Source organism: Curtobacterium pomorum (assembly GCF_044497295.1).
Classification (GTDB): Bacteria; Actinomycetota; Actinomycetes; order Actinomycetales; family Microbacteriaceae; genus Curtobacterium.
Genome location: NZ_CP172409.1, coordinates 2706278 through 2722575, shown reverse-complemented (window position 1 = coordinate 2722575; position 16298 = coordinate 2706278). Strand labels below are relative to the sequence as shown.

The window sequence follows — 16298 nt, the reverse complement described above, 5'->3', positions numbered from 1 at the left end:
CACCGACACCACGACCGGCGACCTCGTCACGACCGTGGGCGACGACCACGTCTCCGTGCGGGGCGTCCCGACCGGCCTGTTCATCGGCGGGTCGTGGCGGTCGTCGACGAGCGGCGCCACGTTCGCCGTCCGCGACCCCTCGACCGGCGACGTCCTGGCCGAGGTCGCCGACGCCACCCCCGAGGACGGCATCACCGCACTCGACGCCGCGGTCGCCGCGCAGCAGGAGTGGGCCGCCACCGCACCGAGGCAGCGCTCCGACGTGCTGCGCCGCGCGTTCGACCTGGTCCGCGCGCACGAGGACGACCTGGCCGCCCTGATGACGCTCGAGATGGGCAAGCCCCTGGCCGAAGCCCGCGGCGAGGTCGTCTACGGCGGCGAGTTCCTCCGCTGGTTCTCGGAAGAGGCCGTCCGCATCGGCGGCGACTACCGCACGAACCCCGAGGGCACCGGACGTGCCATCGTGCTGAAGCGTCCGGTCGGCCCGGTGTACGCGATCACCCCGTGGAACTTCCCGCTCGCGATGGCCACCCGGAAGATCGGTCCCGCGCTGGCGGCCGGCTGCACGGTCGTCGTGAAGCCCGCCGAGCTCACACCCCTGACCACGCTGTTCCTGGTCGAGCTGTTCCGCCGTGCCGGGCTGCCGGACGGCGTCCTCAACGTGGTGCCGTCCCTCGACGCCAAGGGGCTGTCCGAGCCGATCATCGCGGACCGCCGACTCCGCAAGCTCACGTTCACCGGGTCGACGCCGGTGGGGTCCGCGCTCCTCAAGCAGGCGGCGGACAACGTGCTGAAGACGAGCATGGAGCTCGGCGGCAACGCGCCCCTGTTGGTCTTCGACGACGCCGACCTCGACGCCGCGGTGGACGCCGCGATGCTCGCGAAGTTCCGGAACGTCGGCGAAGCCTGCACCGCCGCGAACCGGTTCTTCGTGCAGGAGGGCATCGCCGACGCGTTCGTCGCCGCTCTCACCGCGAAGGTCGACGCGCTCCGCATCGGCCGTGGCACCGAGGACGGCACGACGATGGGTCCGCTCATCGACGACCGCGCGGTCGACAAGGCCGCCGGACTCGTCGACGACGCCGTCGCCCGCGGCGCCCGGCTCATCACCGGTGGACAGCGCGTCGAGCGGCCCGGCAGCTACTTCGCGCCGACCGTGCTCGACGAGGTGCAGCCGGGGTCGGAGATCCTGACGACCGAGATCTTCGGACCGGTCGTGTCGATCACCCGCTTCGCGACCGAGGACGAGGGCATCCGGCTCGCCAACGACACCGAGTTCGGGCTCATCGCCTACGCCTTCACGACGGACTTCCCGCGCGGGCAGCGGCTCGCCGAGCGCCTGGAGACCGGGATGCTCGGGCTGAACACGGGCGTGGTGTCGAACGCGGCGTTCCCCTTCGGCGGGGTGAAGTCGTCCGGCCTCGGCCGAGAGGGCTCGCACGAGGGCATCGAGGAGTACCTCGAGACCGTGTACGTGCTCACCCCGGACCCGTTCGCCGCCTGAACGAGCCCGGCGGCGGGTCTCAGACCAGCAGCTGGTGCTTCGCCAGGTCGCGGTAGAGCGGCGTCGACTCGACGAGCTCGGAGTGCGTGCCGGCACCGACGACCCGGCCGTGCTCGAGCACGACGATGACGTCGGAGTCCACGACGGTGGACAGCCGGTGCGCGATGACGAGCAGGGTGCGGTCCTCGGCGACGGCGTCGATCGCCAGACGCATCTTCTGCTCGTTCACGCCGTCGAGCGACGACGTCGACTCGTCGAGCAGCAGGATCGGGGGAGCGGCGAGCAGCGCGCGGGCGATCGCGAGGCGCTGCCGTTCTCCGCCGGAGAGCATCACCCCGTCCTCGCCGACCTGCGCGTCCAGCCCGCGCGGATCGCGGTGCAGCACCTCGCCGAGGTTGACCGCCTCGAGCACCCGGACGCAGTCGTCCTCGGTGGCGCCGGGCGACCCGAGCAGCAGGTTGGCGCGGATGGTGCCGGCGAGCACCGGAGCGTCCTGCTCGACGTAGCCGATCTGGGCACGGAGCTCCTGGCGGTCCATGCCCCGGACGTCGATGCCACCGAGCCGGATGACGCCCTCGGTGGGGTCGTAGAACCGCTCGATCAGGGCCAGGGTCGTCGACTTGCCGGCACCCGACGGACCCACGAGTGCCACACGCGAGCCGCGGGGAACGCGGAACGACACGTCGTGGAGCACCACGTCGTCGGCCGGACGTTCGTCGGCGAGGCGATCCGGGCCTCCTGGACGGTCCGCGGGGTCGGACGCGACCGCGCCGTCTGCTCCGGACGCATCTGCCGCGGCGGCGTAGCGGAAGGTGACGTGCTCGAACGTGATGGCGTCGTCGGAGGCGACCGCGGCGGCGGGGCGTGCAGCCGCGTCGTCCTGCGCCTCGGTCGGCAGGTGCAGGATCTCCTCGATGCGGCCGAGCGCACCGAGCGCCTGGGCGACCGCGACCGCGGCGCCCATCGCCTGACCGAGCGGCATGATCATCATGAAGAGCAGCAGGATGAACGTGATGAGCGTGGCGATGGTGATGGTGCCCGCAGCGACCTGCGCGCCGCCGACGCCGAGCACGGCGATGAACGCCACCTGCATGACGATGCTCGCGACCGGCACGACGAACGCGGACATCTTCGCGATGTCGAGGCCGCGCTGGTAGGCCTCGGTCGCGTGTCCGTCGACCTCGTGCACCTCGCGCTCGGTCGCGCCCGCGGCGCGGATGGTGCGGACGGCGCCGATGCCGCGCTCGACGGCCGCGGTCAGGTCACCGACCTTCTCCTGCGCCCGCTTCGACGCGACCCGGATGCGACGGCTCAGCCCGCCGACGACGACGATCGCGACCAGGACGATGACGACCACGATCACGAGGAGCAGCGGGTCGATGATCGCCATCGCGATGATCGCGCCGATGAAGGTGAGGGCGCCGCCGATCGACTCGATCAGGCCCTGGGTCAGGACGGCGCGCAGGAGCGTGGTGTCGCTGCCGACGCGGGACACCAGGTCGCCGGTGCGACGGGTGTCGAACTCCGAGATCGGCAGGTTGAGGATGCGCGCGATGAGCTTGCGGCGCGTGGAGAGCACGACGCCCTCACCCGCACGCTGGAGCAGGAAGTGCTGCACACCGTTCAGGATGCCGGCGACCAGGACGAGCCCGACGAGCAGCCACACGAGCGTGCTGAGCGTGTTGCCCTGCTGCACCGCCGTGACGACCTGGTTGACGAGCAGCGGCTGCGCGAGGGACGCCCCGGCGCCGAGGATGCTGAGCACGATGATGACGACCATCGCCGGCTTGTTCTCGAACAGGTAGGACAACAGGCGGCCGAAGGTGGCGCGGGGGCCGTCGGTCTTCTTGGGGCGCGCGAAGGGGAGGCTCATCGTGTTCCTAGTTTCTGCCGTACTTCTTGTGCACTGCCTGTCGGCTGACACCGAGCAGGGTCGCGATCTCCTGCCACGACGCGCCGGCGTTGCGGGCGGCGCGGGCAGCGAGTTCCTCGGTCCGGTCGAGTTCACGGCGGAGCTCGCGCACGCTGGCGAGGGCGGAGAACGGGTCGTCCCCGGAGGCGCCGGCCGCGAGGCTCGTGATGGTCGGTCGGTCCATGGGCGTCAACCTACATTGACGCACCGACATCTGTCAACCTGAGTTGACGGACACGCTGGTGCGTCGGCATCGTGCGCCGGGCGGTCGGGGCGCGCACACGACGGACGGGAGGCCCGGTGCCAGCTGGCACCGGGCCTCCCGTTGGTCAGTGGTGACGTCTCAGGCGTCGGCGAACTCCTTGCTCTTCGTCTCACGGACGAAGAGCAGCGCGACGAGCGTCACGACGGCGGCGATCGTCAGGTACAGCCCGACCAGGAAGATGTTGCCGTCGGGCTGCCAGAGCGCCAGGGCGATGGTCGGGGCGAGCGAGGCGCCGAGGATCGACGCGACGTTGTAGGCGATCGCCGAGCCGGTGTACCGGACGTTCGTCGGGAACAGCTCCGGCAGGAGCGCGCCCATCGGCCCGAAGGTCAGGCCCATCAGGGACAGCCCGACGATCAGGAACGTCACGACCGTGATCGGACCCTGCGACGCCGCGAACCAGAACTGGAACGTCAGACCGAACAGCGCGATGCCGATCGTGGTCGGGATGAGGGTCTTCCGGCGACCGAAGCGGTCGGCCAGCATGCCGGCGATCGGGGTGAAGATGCCGAAGAAGACGACGCCGATCATGAGCAGCGTCAGGAACTCGCCACGGCTGTAGCCGAGGCCGACCTTCGGCACGAGCGGGCTGGCCTCGGCACCGGTGGTGCCGTAGGACAGCGTGAACGTCGTCATGAAGTAGAAGAGGACGTAGGTCGCGACCATGCCGAGCGTGCCGACGATGAGCGCCTTCCACGAGGTGCGGAACACCCGGCCCAGCGGGATCTTCGCGACCGTGCCGGACTCCTGGACGCCGCGGAACACCGGCGACTCGACGAGCTTGAAGCGCACGTAGAGCCCGACGATGACGAGCACCGCCGAGAGCAGGAACGGGATGCGCCAGCCCCACGCCTGGAAGTCGGCGTTCGGCGTGCCGTCGGCCCCGGCGGGCATCGCGGCGTTGATCGCGATGAACAGGCCGTTCGCGAGCAGGAAGCCGATCGGCGCGCCGAGCTGCGGCATCGAACCGAAGACGCCGCGCTTGCCCTTCGGGGCGTTCTCGGTCGCGAGCAGGGCCGCGCCGGACCACTCCCCACCCAGGCCGACACCCTGGGCGAAGCGCATCACGGCGAGCAGGACCGGAGCCCAGACGCCGATGCTGCTGAACGTCGGCAGGCACCCGATCAGGAACGTCGCGGTGCCCATGACGAGGAGCGAGGCCACGAGGGTGGTCTTGCGGCCGACCCGGTCGCCGAAGTGCCCGAAGATGATCGACCCGATCGGCCGCGCGAAGAAGGCGAGGGCGAACGTCACGAACGACGACAGCTGCGATGCCGTGGGGTCCTCGTTCGGGAAGAACAGCGTCGGGAAGACGAGGACCGCCGCCGTCGCGTAGACGTAGAAGTCGTAGAACTCGATCGAGGTGCCGACGAGGCTGGCGATGACGACGCGCGAGCGCGGGTTGCCTGCTGGTGCCGGAGCTGAGGTCGGGGTTGCTGGTGCCGGTGCGGCGGTCATGGGTGTCGTGTGGTCTTCCGTGGTGCGCGCTCCTGGCAGGGAGCACGGATACCCGAAGCGGCGGACACCGATCGGTTCGCGCGGGGTGGCGCGGGCACCGATCGGGTGCGTTCGGTTGGTGGGGGACCGCTTGTGACGGAAGCCCGATCATACGACAGATGTCGTCTGCCTGCGAATCAGCCCAGAGTCAGCTGGCCGCAGCGTCCGCCGCCTGCGCGCGATCAGGCGCCCGCGCCGGCCCCCGCTTCGAGGTGCTCGGGCAGCTGGTGGCCCATCCGGTCGCGCTTGGTGTCGAGGTACCCGGCGTTCTGAACCGAGATGCCGACGACGAGCGGCACCAGGGAGTCGACGGTGATGCCGTGCTCCTCGAGCTGGCGGCGCTTCTCCGGGTTGTTCGACAGCAGCCGCACCCGGGTGATGCCGAGGTCGGCGAGGATGCCCGCGGCCCCGCCGTACGCGCGCGAGTCGGCCGGCAGCCCGAGTGCCAGGTTGGCGTCGAGCGTGTCGAGGCCGTCTTCTTGCAGGCGGTAGGCCTTGAGCTTGTTGATGAGTCCGATGCCGCGCCCTTCCTGCCCGCGCAGGTAGACCACCACCCCGCCCTCGGCGGCGATGGTGTCGAGGGCGGCGTCGAGCTGGGGCCCGCACTCGCACTTCAACGACCCGAACGCCTCGCCGGTCAGGCACTCGGAGTGCACACGGACCAGGGCGCCGTCCGACGGTGCGGACCCGTCGGGCAGCGCACCGATGATCGCGACGTGCTCCGCACCGGTGACGAGGTCGCGGTAGGCGCGCATCTGGAACGTGCCGTGGGTTGTCGGGACGTTCGTCGACACCTCGAACTGGACGGGGCTGCCCGGGGTGGAGGAGGTCAGCGCGTCGGTCATGGGGTACTCCGGTCGTTCGTGGGCCCGTCGTCTCCGAACCCGGGTGCTGCGTCGTGCTGCTGCTGTGTCTGCGGCTGCGTCGTGTCGGTGCGCTGCGGTCGGGCTCGGACCAGCAGATCGGGGCCGAGGCTGGTGGTCGATAGTACGTCCAACCGCCGACGCTCGGACATGCTTCCCACTCCGAGGTCGTCGAGGGCGACCCGGGGTCCGCCGAGCAGGACGGGGGCGACGTACACGAGGTACTCGTCGACGAGTCCGGCGGCGATGAGTGCGGACGCGACGGTGGGGCCGCCCTCGACGAACACCGAGTGCACGCCGTGCCCGCGCAGGGCGGCGAGCGAGGCCGCGAGGTCGTGCCCCGGCAGGGTCACGAGCCCGCGCGGGTGTCGTCGGACCGCGGCGTCGTCGGGCACGGCGCGGTCGCCGAGCACGACCGCGAGCGGCTGGTCGGCGAGCAGTTCGCCGGCGTCGCCCCGAGCGGTGAGGCTCGGGTCGTCCGCCAGCACGGTGCCGGTGCCGACGAGGATCGCGTCGTGCGCGGCACGCTGCTCGTGGACGTGCTGCCGGGCGGCGGCGCCGGTGATCCACTTGCTCGTGCCGTCGGCAGCGGCGGCGCGGCCGTCCAGGCTCGACGCCCACTTCACGGTGACCCAGGGACGTCCGAGGCGGACCGACAGGAGCCACCGTTCGAGGAACGCCTCGGCCTCGTCCGCGAGCACGCCGGACACGACGTCGACCCCGGCGGCCCGGAGCCGGTCGGCACCCCCGTGCACGTCCGCGCCCGGGTCGTCGATCGCGTACACGACGCGGGCGACCCCGGCCTCGATCAGGGCGACCGCGCAGGGGCCGGTCCGTCCGGTGTGGTTGCACGGTTCGAGGGTGATGACGGCCGTGGCGCCGCGCAGCTGTGCCGGGTCGACCTTCGCCATCGCGTCGACCTCGGCGTGCGGGGTGCCGGCACCCTTGTGCCACCCCTCGGCGAGGACGTCGCCGTCGGGGGAGAGGATCACCGCGCCGACCCGTGCGTGGTCGCCCACGACGGGGCCCAGGGCCGCGAGTTCGAGTCCGCGGCGCATCGCCCGGACCTCGGTGGGTCGTGCCGTGTCGCTCACGGATCGAGCCTACCGGCGGGAGGGTCGGTGACGCGTCACCACGAGGAACGGAGCGTCACGGAGCGTCGGGCCACGCGAGTTCGGACGCTGGTGCACCGTCGGCACGACGCATCGCGGTCCAGGCGGTCGTCGGTCCACCGTCGCGTCCGGGGATCCGTGCGGGCCCGGTTCCGGTGAAGGAGAACCCGGCGCTCCGGGCGACCGCGGCCGACGCCGTGTTGCCCTCGTAGCACTCCCAGTAGACGTCCGGGGCCCCGTCGGCGAACGCCCACTCCACGACGAGCTCGACCGCGTCGTGCATCAAGCCGGCACCGCGGGCCGAGGGCGCCAGCCAGAAGCCGAGGTCACGGCCCGCCGTGCGGTAGCCGATGATCCCCTCGAGCCAGGTCGATCCGCGGCGACGGATCGCCCAGGTGTACTCACGGTCCGATGCCCACCCCGGACCGACGAGGGCGTCGACGAACGTCCGTGCGTCCTGCTCGCGGTACGGCGTCGGGATCGTCGTCCAGCGGACGATGTCCGGGTCCTGGCAGGCATCGGTGATGGCCGCGGTGTCCGCCCGGGTCGGGACGTCGAGTCGGACCCGGGCGGATTCCAGCGTGACCGGCAGCACGGTCAGCCGCGCGAGCGCGGGACGAACCCGATCCGGTCGTACACGCGCGCCAGGGTCTCCTGCGCGATGGACTCGGCACGGTCCGCGCCGACGGCCAGCAGACGGTCGAGTTCCGCCGGGTCGTCGAGCAGCTCGAGCGTGCGGGCGCGCACCGGTTCGAGCTCGGCGACGACGGCCTCGGCCACGGCACCCTTGAGGTCCCCGTAGCCCTTGCCCGCGAACGAGGCCTCGAGCTCGGCGACGGGGGTCCGGCTGAACGCCGACAGGATCGCGAGCAGGTTCGTCACGCCCGGCTTGGCCTGGCGGTCGGAGCGGATCTCGCGCTCGTCGTCGGTGACGGCCGACTTGATCTTCTTCGCGGTGCGCTTCGGGTCGTCGAGCAGACGGATCAGGCCGCTGTCGGACGCCGCCGACTTGCTCATCTTGCTCGTCGGGTCCTGCAGGTCGTAGATGCGCGCCGTCTCGGTGCCGATCCGGGCCTCGGGCACGACGAACGTGTCGCCGAACCGCGAGTTGAAGCGCCCGGCCAGGTCGCGGGTCAGCTCGACGTGCTGGCGCTGGTCGTCGCCGACCGGCACGACCTTGGTGTCGTACAGCAGGATGTCGGCCGCCATCAGGACCGGGTACGTGAAGAGCCCGACCGAGGCCGCCTCGGAACCCTGCCGCGCCGACTTGTCCTTGAACTGGGTCATGCGGCTCGCCTCACCGAACCCGGTGAGGGTGTTGAGCACCCAGGCGAGCTCGGCGTGGGCGGGGACGTGGGACTGCACGAACAGCGTCGACTTCGTCGGGTCGATGCCCGACGCGATGTACTGCGCTGCCGTCGCCCGGGTGCTCGCGCGGAGCTCTGCCGGGTCCTGCGGCGAGGTGATCGCGTGCATGTCGACGACGCAGTAGATGGCGTCGAAGTCGTCCTGCAGGTCGCGCCACTGCATGAGCGCCCCGACGTAGTTGCCGAGGTGCAGCGAGCCGGCGGACGGCTGGATGCCCGAGAAGATGCGGGTCTTGGTCATGGTGGTGTTCCTGTGGGTCAGGTGGAGCGCAAGCAGAGGGGTCAGAGTTCGTAGTCGACGACGACGGGGGCGTGGTCGGACCATCGCTGGTCGTACGCCGCAGCCCGGTCGACCGTGTACCCCGTGACCTTCGCCGCGAGGTCGGGCGTGGCCATCTGGTAGTCGATGCGCCAGCCGGTGTCGTTGTCGAACGCCTGTCCGCGCCAGGACCACCACGTGTAGGGCCCCTCGACGTCGCCGGCCTGCGCGCGCCCGACGTCCACCCAACCGAGGCCGGGCCCCGTCGAGCCGTCCGCGCCCTCGACCGGTTCGCCGTCGGCGCCGAAGAAGCGCGAGAAGTAGGCACGCTCGCGCGGCAGGAAGCCCGCACGCTTGACGTTGCCCTTCCAGTTCTTGATGTCGCGCTGGTCGTGCCCGACGTTCAGGTCACCGACGACGACGGCGAGCGGGTTGTGCGCGCGGAGTGCGGGCAGCCGCTCGGTCATGGCGTCGAGGAACTTCCACTTCTCGTCCTGCTTGGGGGTGTCGACCTCGCCCGAGTGGACGTAGGTGGACACGACCGTGACCGTGGTGCCGCCGATCTCGTAGTCGGCCTCGAGCCACCGTCCGGCGGAGTCGAACTCGTCGGGTCCGAGCGCGACTCGGTGGATGTGCGCGGAGTGCCGCGAGGCGATCGCGACCCCCGCCCGGCCCTTCGCGGTGGCCGGGTCGTGCACGATGTCCCACCCGTCGCCGAGCAGACCTTCGAGATCCTCGCTCGAGGCACGGACCTCCTGCAGGGCCAGCACGTCGACGTCGCGGGTGGCGAGCCAGTCGCCCATGCCCTTGCGGAAGGCGGCGCGGACGCCGTTCACGTTGACGGATGCGAGGCGCAGGCGTGTCATGCAGACCACCTTATCGGCGGGCGCCGACAGCCCTGGGCCGCACCGGTTCGAGGTTCCGCGACTCGCCGTGTGCGCGTCGCTGAGGTTCCACGACTCGCCGTGTGCGCGTCGCCGAGGTTCCACAGATCGCCAGGAGGGGCACCGAGGTTCCGAGATTTCGGAACCCCGGAAGCGGGGCTGCGAGCGGGGCTGCGGGCGGGAGCGGGACTGCGGTGGGGACGGCGGGGCGGCCGGACGACGGACGGGAGGCACGGTGCCAGCCGGCACCGTGCCTCCCGTCCGTCGAACCGCGCGATCAGGCCGCGTCGTGGTCCGTCTGCAGGAACTCGACCAGGCTGTCGGCGGTCGCCTCGGCGTCGTCGCCGGTCACGGTGAGGGCGACCTCGTCGCCGTTCTCGATGCCCAGGCCGAGCAGGGCGAGGATGCTGCCGGCGTTGCCGGACTTGTCGCCCTTGGCGATCGTGACCTGGTGGCCGGAGGCCGTCACGGTCTGGACGAAGAGGGACGCGGGGCGCGCGTGCAGTCCGGACGCGCTGGCGACGGTCACGGTGCGGGTGGCTTCGGACATCGATGTACTCCTGTCGATGGGTGGTGCGCTCATGCTAGCGAGCGCCGGATGGGCGGGTCGGGGGAGCGGTCAGGGTCGACCGGGCCAGAACACCTCGGTGCCGGCGGCCTCGACCTCGCGGACCAGGTCGAGGTTGACGGCGGGGTCGGTGATGATCGTGTCGATGGCGGCGAGGGGTGCGACGCGGCCGAACTCCTCGCGACCGAACTTGGTGTGGTCGGCGAGCAGGATGCTCCGTCGGGCGGACTTGATCATCGCCGACTTCACCGCCGCCTCGGCCATGTTGTGGGTCGTCAGGCCGCGCTCCGGGGTGATGCCGTTGATGCTCACGAAGGCGACGTCGACGCTGACCATGCCGATGAGCTGGTGCGTCCACGTGCCGACGCCGGCCAGGGAGTCGCTGCGGATGTTGCCGCCGAGCAGGTGGAGGTCGATGCCCGGACGGTTCGCGACGGCCATCGCCACGGGGAGCGAGTGCGTGACGACGGTGAGCCCGCGATCGGTCGGCAGCATCTCGGCCAGGCAGATGGTGGACGTGCCGGCGTCGATCATGACCGAGCCGTTCTCCGGCAGCTCCTCGAGCGCGGCCTCGGCGATGACCATCTTCTCGGCCTGGTTGATGCCGCCGCGGTCGCCGACGCCGGGGTGGATCGTGATGCGCTCGACGGGGATCGCGCCGCCGTGGGCACGTCGGACCAGCCCGCGGCGTTCGAGGCTCGTCAGGTCGCGACGGATGGTCTCCGGCGTGACCTCGAGCAGTTCGGCGAGGTCCTTGACGTCGACCCGCCCCTGCGCGCGCGCCTGCTCGACGATGCGCTGGTGGCGTTCTGGTGCGTACATCGGACCTCGTCGTCTCCTGGTCGGAACGGAACGGACATGTCCGGGCACGAACCTGACGGAACCGAACCGGAGTGGCTGGCCGCCAGACGCAAACGGGCATCTGTTTCTGCATTTTTATCCCCGGATGTGTTTGTTTGTCAACGCGGATCGGGGTAGTGTGCTGCTCAGCCGCACCGGCGAGGTCCCGTCTCAGCCGTGCGCGCACCGAACGAACACCCCACCGCAAGCGCGTGTGAGATGAAGGAGTCTCGAATGTCCGAACTGCTCGGCACCGGCGTCGGCCGTGGCGTCGCCCACGGCCCCGTGCTCCGCATGGCGGACCCGCTCGGCGAACCGTCGAAGGACGCCCTGACCGGTTCGGCGGACGACGCGAAGCAGGCCGTGCACGACGCACTGGCCGCCGTGGCCGAGGACCTCAACAAGCGCGGACAGCTCGCCGGCGGCGACGCCCAGGCCGTGCTCGAGGCGCAGGCGCTCATGGCGCAGGACCCGACGCTCCTCGACGACGTGCACACGCGCATCGACGGCGGCACCAACGCCGAGCGCGCCGTGTACGAGGCGTTCGCCCAGTTCCGCGACCTGCTCGTCGGCATGGGCGGCTACATGGGGGAGCGCGCGGCCGACCTCGACGACGTCGCCCAGCGCATCATCGCGAAGCTCCGCGGCGTGCACGCCCCCGGTGTGCCCGAGTCGGACACCCCCTTCGTCCTCGTCGCCCGTGACCTCGCCCCGGCCGACACCGCGCTGCTGGACCTCGACAAGGTCCTCGCGCTGGTCACCCGAGACGGCGGCCCGACCTCGCACACCGCGATCCTCGCCCGCGCCAAGGGCATCACCGCGATCGTCGGCGTCACCGGCGCCGACGACCTGGTCGACGGTCAGGCGATCGTGGTCGACGCCGTCGCCGGCACCGTCGTCACCGAGCCGTCCGAGTCGCTCGTGTCCGAGGTCGAGCAGCGCATCGCCGACCGGCTCGCCGCGGCCGCCGCACCGCTCACCGCCGGTGCCCTCGCCGACGGTCACGTCGTGCCCCTGCTCGCGAACCTCGGCAGCCCCGCCGACGCCGCGGGTGCCGTTGCTCTCGGTGCGGAGGGCGTGGGGCTCTTCCGCACCGAGTTCCTCTTCCTCGACTCGCCGAAGGCGCCGACCGTCGACGAGCAGACCGAGTCGTACCGCCAGCTCCTCGCCGCGTTCCCGGGCAAGAAGGTCGTCGTCCGTGCGCTCGACGCCGGCGCCGACAAGCCGCTGCCGTTCCTCACCGACAAGGACGAGGAGAACCCCGCGCTCGGTCGCCGTGGTCTCCGTGCGCTGCGGAACCACCCCGAGGTCCTGCGCGACCAGCTCGTCGCCCTGGCCCAGGCCGACGCCGCGACCGAGGCGGACCTCTGGGTCATGGCCCCGATGGTCGCCGACGCCGAGGAGACCGAGTACTTCGTCACCCTGGCCCGCGAGCTCGGCATCCGCACCGCCGGCGTGATGGCCGAGGTGCCGTCGCTCGCGCTCATGGCCGAACAGGTCTTCCAGAACGCGGACTTCGTGTCGATCGGCACGAACGACCTGACCCAGTACACGATGGCCGCCGACCGCATGCTCGGCACCGTCGCGTCGTACCAGGACCCGTGGCACCCCGCCGTCCTGCGCCTCGTCGCGCAGCTCGGCGCGGCCGGTGCCGACGCGGGCAAGGCCGTCGGCATCTGCGGTGAGGCCGCGGCCGACCCGCTGCTCGCCGTGGTGCTCGTCGGCCTCGGCGCCACCACCCTCTCCATGACTCCCGCGGCCCTGGCCGACGTGCGCGCCGAACTCGGTCAGCACACGCTCGAGCAGGCCCGTGAGATGGCCCAGGCGGCACTCGCCGCGAGCACGGCGGCGGCCGCGAAGTCCGCCGCGGCCGCAGCGCACGCCGCCTGAGCACGCACCACCGGCACCACCCCTCCCCGCACCACGCAGCAGCTCCACCACACAGAAAGTCACCGCACATGACAACGTCGTCCGTTGCAGCGCCCGACGCACCCGCGAAGTCGCGGGGCGGCGCACGCGTCGCCGTTCAGAAGTTCGGCACGTTCCTCTCCGGCATGGTCATGCCCAACATCGCGATCTTCATCGCGTGGGGCATCATCACCGCCTTCTTCATCGAGACCGGCTGGACGCCCGTGGGCATCCTCGGTGGCTTCGGTGAGACGGGCGGCGTCGCCAACGTCGGCTTGGTCGGGCCGATCCTGACCTACCTCATCCCGCTCGCGATCGCGATCCAGGGCGGCCGGATGGTCTACGAGACCCGCGGCGCCGTCGTCGGTTCGATCATGACCATGGGCGTCATCATCGGTGCGAACGGCACCACGATGATCCTCGGCGCGATGATCTGCGGACCGCTCGGTGCGTACCTCATCAAGCAGATCGACAAGATCTGGGACGGCAAGATCAAGCCGGGCTTCGAGATGCTCGTCAACAACTACGCGGCCGGCATCCTCGGCTTCGGTCTGGCGATGGCCGGGTTCTTCTGGCTCGCCCCGCTGTTCAAGCTCATCGCCGAGGGCCTCGGCGACGCGGTGAACTTCCTCGTCCAGCACTCGCTGCTGCCGCTCGCCAGCGTCATCATCGAGCCGGCCAAGGTGTTCTTCCTCAACAACGCGATCAACCACGGTGTGCTCGACCAGCTCGGCGCGCAGCAGGTCCAGGAGTCGGGCAAGTCGATCCTGTTCCTGCTCGAGGCGAACCCCGGCCCCGGCCTCGGTCTGCTCCTCGCCTTCACCTTCTTCGGTGTCGGCATCGCCCGCTCGACCGCTCCCGGCGCGATCATCATCCAGTTCTTCGGTGGCATCCACGAGATCTACTTCCCGTACGTGCTGCAGAAGCCGGTCCTGTTCATCGCCGTCATCCTCGGTGGTGCCACGGGCGTTGCGACGAACGTCGCGTTCCAGTCCGGCCTCGTCGCTCCGGCGTCGCCCGGGTCGATCTTCGCCGTGCTCGGTGCCACGGAGCGCAACAGCTTCCTCGGCGTCATCCTGTCGGTCGTCCTGTCCGCCGCGGTGTCCTTCGCGGTCTCGTCGTTCTTCCTGCTCGCCAGCCGCAAGCGCGACCTGGCCAACGGCGGCGGCGACATGAGTGCCGCGATGGCGAAGCTCCAGGCGAACAAGGGCCGCGACGTCAACTCGGCGACGGCGGGTCTGCTCGGCAACAACGCCCCGGCGAACACCGAAGAGGCCGCCGCGTCGGGCACCACCGCCACCGCGACGAGGGTCCAGAACCTGGTCTTCGCCTGCGACGCGGGCATGGGCTCGAGCGCCATGGGCGCCAGCGTCCTGCGCAACAAGATCAAGAAGGCGGGCATCGAAGGGGTCACGGTCTCCAACAAGGCGATCGCGAACCTGTCCGGTGACGAGGACCTGATCATCACGCAGGAAGAACTGACGGACCGCGCCAAGCAGAAGAACCCGAACGCGCAGCACGTGTCGGTCGGCAACTTCATGAACGCGCCGCAGTACGACCAGGTCGTCGAGCAGCTCAAGAACCAGTAACGCCACAACCAGTAACGAAGTGCAGTATCGGAGGGGACGGGGATGACCCGTCCCCTCCGACACGCCCTCGAACACCAAGGAGAACCACGATGCCCGTCCTGCAGGAGAGCCAGATCCGGATCCACACCGAGGACACCGCGCCGACCAAGTCGGAGGCGATGAAGGAGGCGGCCGAGATCCTCGAGGCTGCGGGCGCGGTCACCTCGGACTACTACCCGGCGATGCTCGAGCGCGAGAAGAGCGTGTCCACCTACATGGGCAACTTCCTCGCGATCCCGCACGGCACCAACGACGCGAAGGACGCCATCAAGTCGTCCGCCCTGTCGTTCATCCGCTACGCCAGCCCGATCGACTGGGACGGCAACCCGGTGCGCTTCGTCGTCGGCATCGCCGGCGTGAACAACGAGCACCTCGACATCCTGTCCAAGATCGCGATCGTGTTCTCCGACGAGGACGAGGTCCAGAAGCTCACCGACGCGGCCGACACCAGCGCGATCCTGTCGATCCTCGGCGAGGTCAACGAGTGAGCACCACCGACCGGGGTACCGCCGTCCACTTCGGCGCCGGCAACATCGGCCGCGGCTTCGTCGGGCTGCTCCTGCACGAAGCGGGCTACGAGGTCGTCTTCGCCGACGTCGCCGCGCCGCTGATCGACGCTCTGGCCGCCGCCGACTCGTACACCGTCCACGAGGTCGGCGCCGGCGCGCAGGACCACGAGGTCACGAACTTCCGTGCGCTGAACAGCGCGCAGGACGAGGACGGTGTCGTCGCCGAGATCGCCGCCGCCGCCGTCGTCACCTGCGCCGTGGGCCCGAACGTCCTGAAGTTCATCGCCCCGGTCATCGCGCGTGCGCTCGTCGCCCGCGACGCCTCGGCCGCTCCGATCGCCGTGATGGCGTGCGAGAACGCGCTGAACGCCACGGACCGCCTGCGCGAGTTCATCGTCGACGCGCTCCCGGCCGAGGGCCGCGACGCGGCGCTGGCGAAGGCCGTCTTCGCGAACACCGCCGTCGACCGCATCGTGCCGGCCCAGCCCGAGGGCGCCGGCCTGGACGTCACCGTCGAGACCTACTTCGAGTGGGCCATCGACCGCACGCCGTTCGGCGGGAACGAGCCGGAGATCCCCGGTGCGCACTACGTCGACGGCCTCGCCGCCTCGATCGAGCGCAAGCTCTTCACGGTCAACACCGGGCACGCCACCGTCGCGTACCACGGCTTCGTCGCCGGTGCGGACAAGATCTCCGACGCCGTCGCGATCCCGGCCGTGCGCTCCGAGCTCGAGTCCGTACTCGCCGAGACGAGCGACCTGCTCGTGCGGCGTCACGAACTCGACCCCGAGGTGCACCGCGCCTACGTCCAGGCGATCATCGCGCGGTTCGAGAACCCGCACCTGCCCGACACGGTGACGCGCGTCGGCCGCCAGCCGCTCCGCAAGCTGTCACGCGACGAGCGGTTCGTCTCGCCGGCCGCGTCGCTGGCCGAGGACGGCACCGAGCCGACCGCGCTGCTCGACGCGATGGGCGCGGCGCTCCGCTTCGACATCGCGGACGACGAGCAGAGCGTCGAGCTGCAGGCGCTCCTGGCCTCGGACTCGTCCGATGCCGACGTGGTGACGCAGATCACCGGCCTGGCCGCGGAGCACCCGCTGCACGCGGCGTTCGCGGACCGGGTGCGTGTCGCGCGCGGCTGACGCTCTCGACGTGGCCCGATGACGACGGGAGGCCCGGTGC

Annotated in this window: 14 protein-coding genes and 1 pseudogene; 5 read left to right on the top strand and 10 right to left on the bottom strand. The window is 70.8% G+C overall.

Going from position 1 to position 16298, the window contains the following annotated elements; genetic code table 11:
- Nucleotides 1-34 precede the first annotated feature (34 nt).
- Complete coding sequence (locus tag ACGH48_RS12895) at nucleotides 35-1504, top strand: NAD-dependent succinate-semialdehyde dehydrogenase (protein ID WP_340196319.1); 1470 nt, start codon at nucleotides 35-37, stop codon at nucleotides 1502-1504.
- A gap of 19 nt (nucleotides 1505-1523) precedes the next feature.
- Here the strand turns inward: ACGH48_RS12895 and ACGH48_RS12890 are convergent, their stop codons facing one another.
- The 10 genes and pseudogenes from ACGH48_RS12890 to ACGH48_RS12845 form a co-directional block, all read right to left on the bottom strand.
- Nucleotides 1524-3377 carry an ABC transporter ATP-binding protein gene (locus ACGH48_RS12890; RefSeq protein WP_123313782.1) on the bottom strand — a complete coding sequence of 618 codons (1854 nt, stop codon included), beginning with the start codon at nucleotides 3375-3377 and terminating at the stop codon, nucleotides 1524-1526.
- 7 nt (nucleotides 3378-3384) lie between these two features.
- A complete protein-coding gene (locus tag ACGH48_RS12885; RefSeq protein ID WP_111084200.1) occupies nucleotides 3385-3600 on the bottom strand; it encodes a hypothetical protein in 216 nt (71 codons plus the stop codon).
- Between the two features lie 159 nt (nucleotides 3601-3759).
- Nucleotides 3760-5139, bottom strand: a complete 1380-nt coding sequence (locus tag ACGH48_RS12880) for an MFS transporter (protein ID WP_222658073.1) — start codon at nucleotides 5137-5139, stop codon at nucleotides 3760-3762.
- 221 nt (nucleotides 5140-5360) lie between these two features.
- Nucleotides 5361-5990, bottom strand: a pseudogene (gene ribA / locus ACGH48_RS12875) (GTP cyclohydrolase II); the annotation flags it as partial.
- A gap of 29 nt (nucleotides 5991-6019) precedes the next feature.
- Entirely contained in the window at nucleotides 6020-7099 is a 1080-nt protein-coding gene (gene ribD, locus ACGH48_RS12870; RefSeq protein ID WP_396291128.1) for a bifunctional diaminohydroxyphosphoribosylaminopyrimidine deaminase/5-amino-6-(5-phosphoribosylamino)uracil reductase RibD, read from the bottom strand.
- A gap of 91 nt (nucleotides 7100-7190) precedes the next feature.
- Nucleotides 7191-7748 carry a GNAT family N-acetyltransferase gene (locus tag ACGH48_RS12865; RefSeq protein WP_396288884.1) on the bottom strand — a complete coding sequence of 186 codons (558 nt, stop codon included), beginning with the start codon at nucleotides 7746-7748 and terminating at the stop codon, nucleotides 7191-7193.
- Nucleotides 7749-7750: 2 nt separating this feature from the next.
- Nucleotides 7751-8761 (bottom strand): tryptophan--tRNA ligase, encoded by a 1011-nt coding sequence (gene trpS / locus ACGH48_RS12860; protein WP_123313778.1) that lies wholly within the window; start codon nucleotides 8759-8761, stop codon nucleotides 7751-7753.
- Nucleotides 8762-8802: 41 nt separating this feature from the next.
- Nucleotides 8803-9645: an exodeoxyribonuclease III gene (locus ACGH48_RS12855; protein WP_123313777.1), complete on the bottom strand. Its 843-nt coding sequence runs from the start codon at nucleotides 9643-9645 to the stop codon at nucleotides 8803-8805.
- A 295-nt stretch (nucleotides 9646-9940) separates the two neighbouring features.
- On the bottom strand, nucleotides 9941-10213 hold the full coding sequence (locus ACGH48_RS12850) for an HPr family phosphocarrier protein (protein WP_396288883.1): 273 nt from the start codon (nucleotides 10211-10213) through the stop codon (nucleotides 9941-9943).
- Nucleotides 10214-10282: 69 nt separating this feature from the next.
- Nucleotides 10283-11053, bottom strand: coding sequence for a DeoR/GlpR family DNA-binding transcription regulator (locus tag ACGH48_RS12845; RefSeq protein ID WP_222658067.1), 771 nt, complete (start codon nucleotides 11051-11053; stop codon nucleotides 10283-10285).
- A gap of 252 nt (nucleotides 11054-11305) precedes the next feature.
- Between ACGH48_RS12845 and ptsP the strand changes: the two genes are divergently transcribed.
- The 4 genes from ptsP to ACGH48_RS12825 all read left to right on the top strand — a co-directional run bounded on the left by ptsP (nucleotide 11306) and on the right by ACGH48_RS12825 (nucleotide 16258).
- Nucleotides 11306-12961 (top strand): phosphoenolpyruvate--protein phosphotransferase, encoded by a 1656-nt coding sequence (gene ptsP, locus ACGH48_RS12840; protein WP_123313774.1) that lies wholly within the window; start codon nucleotides 11306-11308, stop codon nucleotides 12959-12961.
- A 68-nt stretch (nucleotides 12962-13029) separates the two neighbouring features.
- Nucleotides 13030-14568 carry a PTS mannitol transporter subunit IICB gene (locus tag ACGH48_RS12835; protein ID WP_396288882.1) on the top strand — a complete coding sequence of 513 codons (1539 nt, stop codon included), beginning with the start codon at nucleotides 13030-13032 and terminating at the stop codon, nucleotides 14566-14568.
- A gap of 89 nt (nucleotides 14569-14657) precedes the next feature.
- A complete protein-coding gene (locus tag ACGH48_RS12830; RefSeq protein WP_123313772.1) occupies nucleotides 14658-15095 on the top strand; it encodes a PTS sugar transporter subunit IIA in 438 nt (145 codons plus the stop codon).
- Complete coding sequence (locus ACGH48_RS12825; RefSeq protein WP_396288881.1) at nucleotides 15092-16258, top strand: mannitol-1-phosphate 5-dehydrogenase; 1167 nt, start codon at nucleotides 15092-15094, stop codon at nucleotides 16256-16258. The genes ACGH48_RS12830 and ACGH48_RS12825 overlap by 4 nt, the downstream gene beginning before the upstream one ends.
- Nucleotides 16259-16298 lie beyond the last annotated feature (40 nt).

Excerpts from the sequence above, each read along its gene's own strand:
- ACGH48_RS12890 (WP_123313782.1), bottom strand. The coding sequence starts at position 3,377 with ATGAGCCTCCCCTTCGCGCGCCCCAAGAAGACCGACGGCCCCCGCGCC.
- ACGH48_RS12885 (WP_111084200.1), bottom strand. The coding sequence starts at position 3,600 with ATGGACCGACCGACCATCACGAGCCTCGCGGCCGGCGCCTCCGGGGAC.
- ACGH48_RS12880 (WP_222658073.1), bottom strand. The coding sequence starts at position 5,139 with ATGACCGCCGCACCGGCACCAGCAACCCCGACCTCAGCTCCGGCACCA.
- ribD (WP_396291128.1), bottom strand. The coding sequence starts at position 7,099 with ATGCGCCGCGGACTCGAACTCGCGGCCCTGGGCCCCGTCGTGGGCGAC.
- trpS (WP_123313778.1), bottom strand. The coding sequence starts at position 8,761 with ATGACCAAGACCCGCATCTTCTCGGGCATCCAGCCGTCCGCCGGCTCG.
- ACGH48_RS12855 (WP_123313777.1), bottom strand. The coding sequence starts at position 9,645 with ATGACACGCCTGCGCCTCGCATCCGTCAACGTGAACGGCGTCCGCGCC.
- ACGH48_RS12850 (WP_396288883.1), bottom strand. The coding sequence starts at position 10,213 with ATGTCCGAAGCCACCCGCACCGTGACCGTCGCCAGCGCGTCCGGACTG.
- ACGH48_RS12845 (WP_222658067.1), bottom strand. The coding sequence starts at position 11,053 with ATGTACGCACCAGAACGCCACCAGCGCATCGTCGAGCAGGCGCGCGCG.
- ptsP (WP_123313774.1), top strand. The coding sequence starts at position 11,306 with ATGTCCGAACTGCTCGGCACCGGCGTCGGCCGTGGCGTCGCCCACGGC.
- ACGH48_RS12835 (WP_396288882.1), top strand. The coding sequence starts at position 13,030 with ATGACAACGTCGTCCGTTGCAGCGCCCGACGCACCCGCGAAGTCGCGG.
- ACGH48_RS12830 (WP_123313772.1), top strand. The coding sequence starts at position 14,658 with ATGCCCGTCCTGCAGGAGAGCCAGATCCGGATCCACACCGAGGACACC.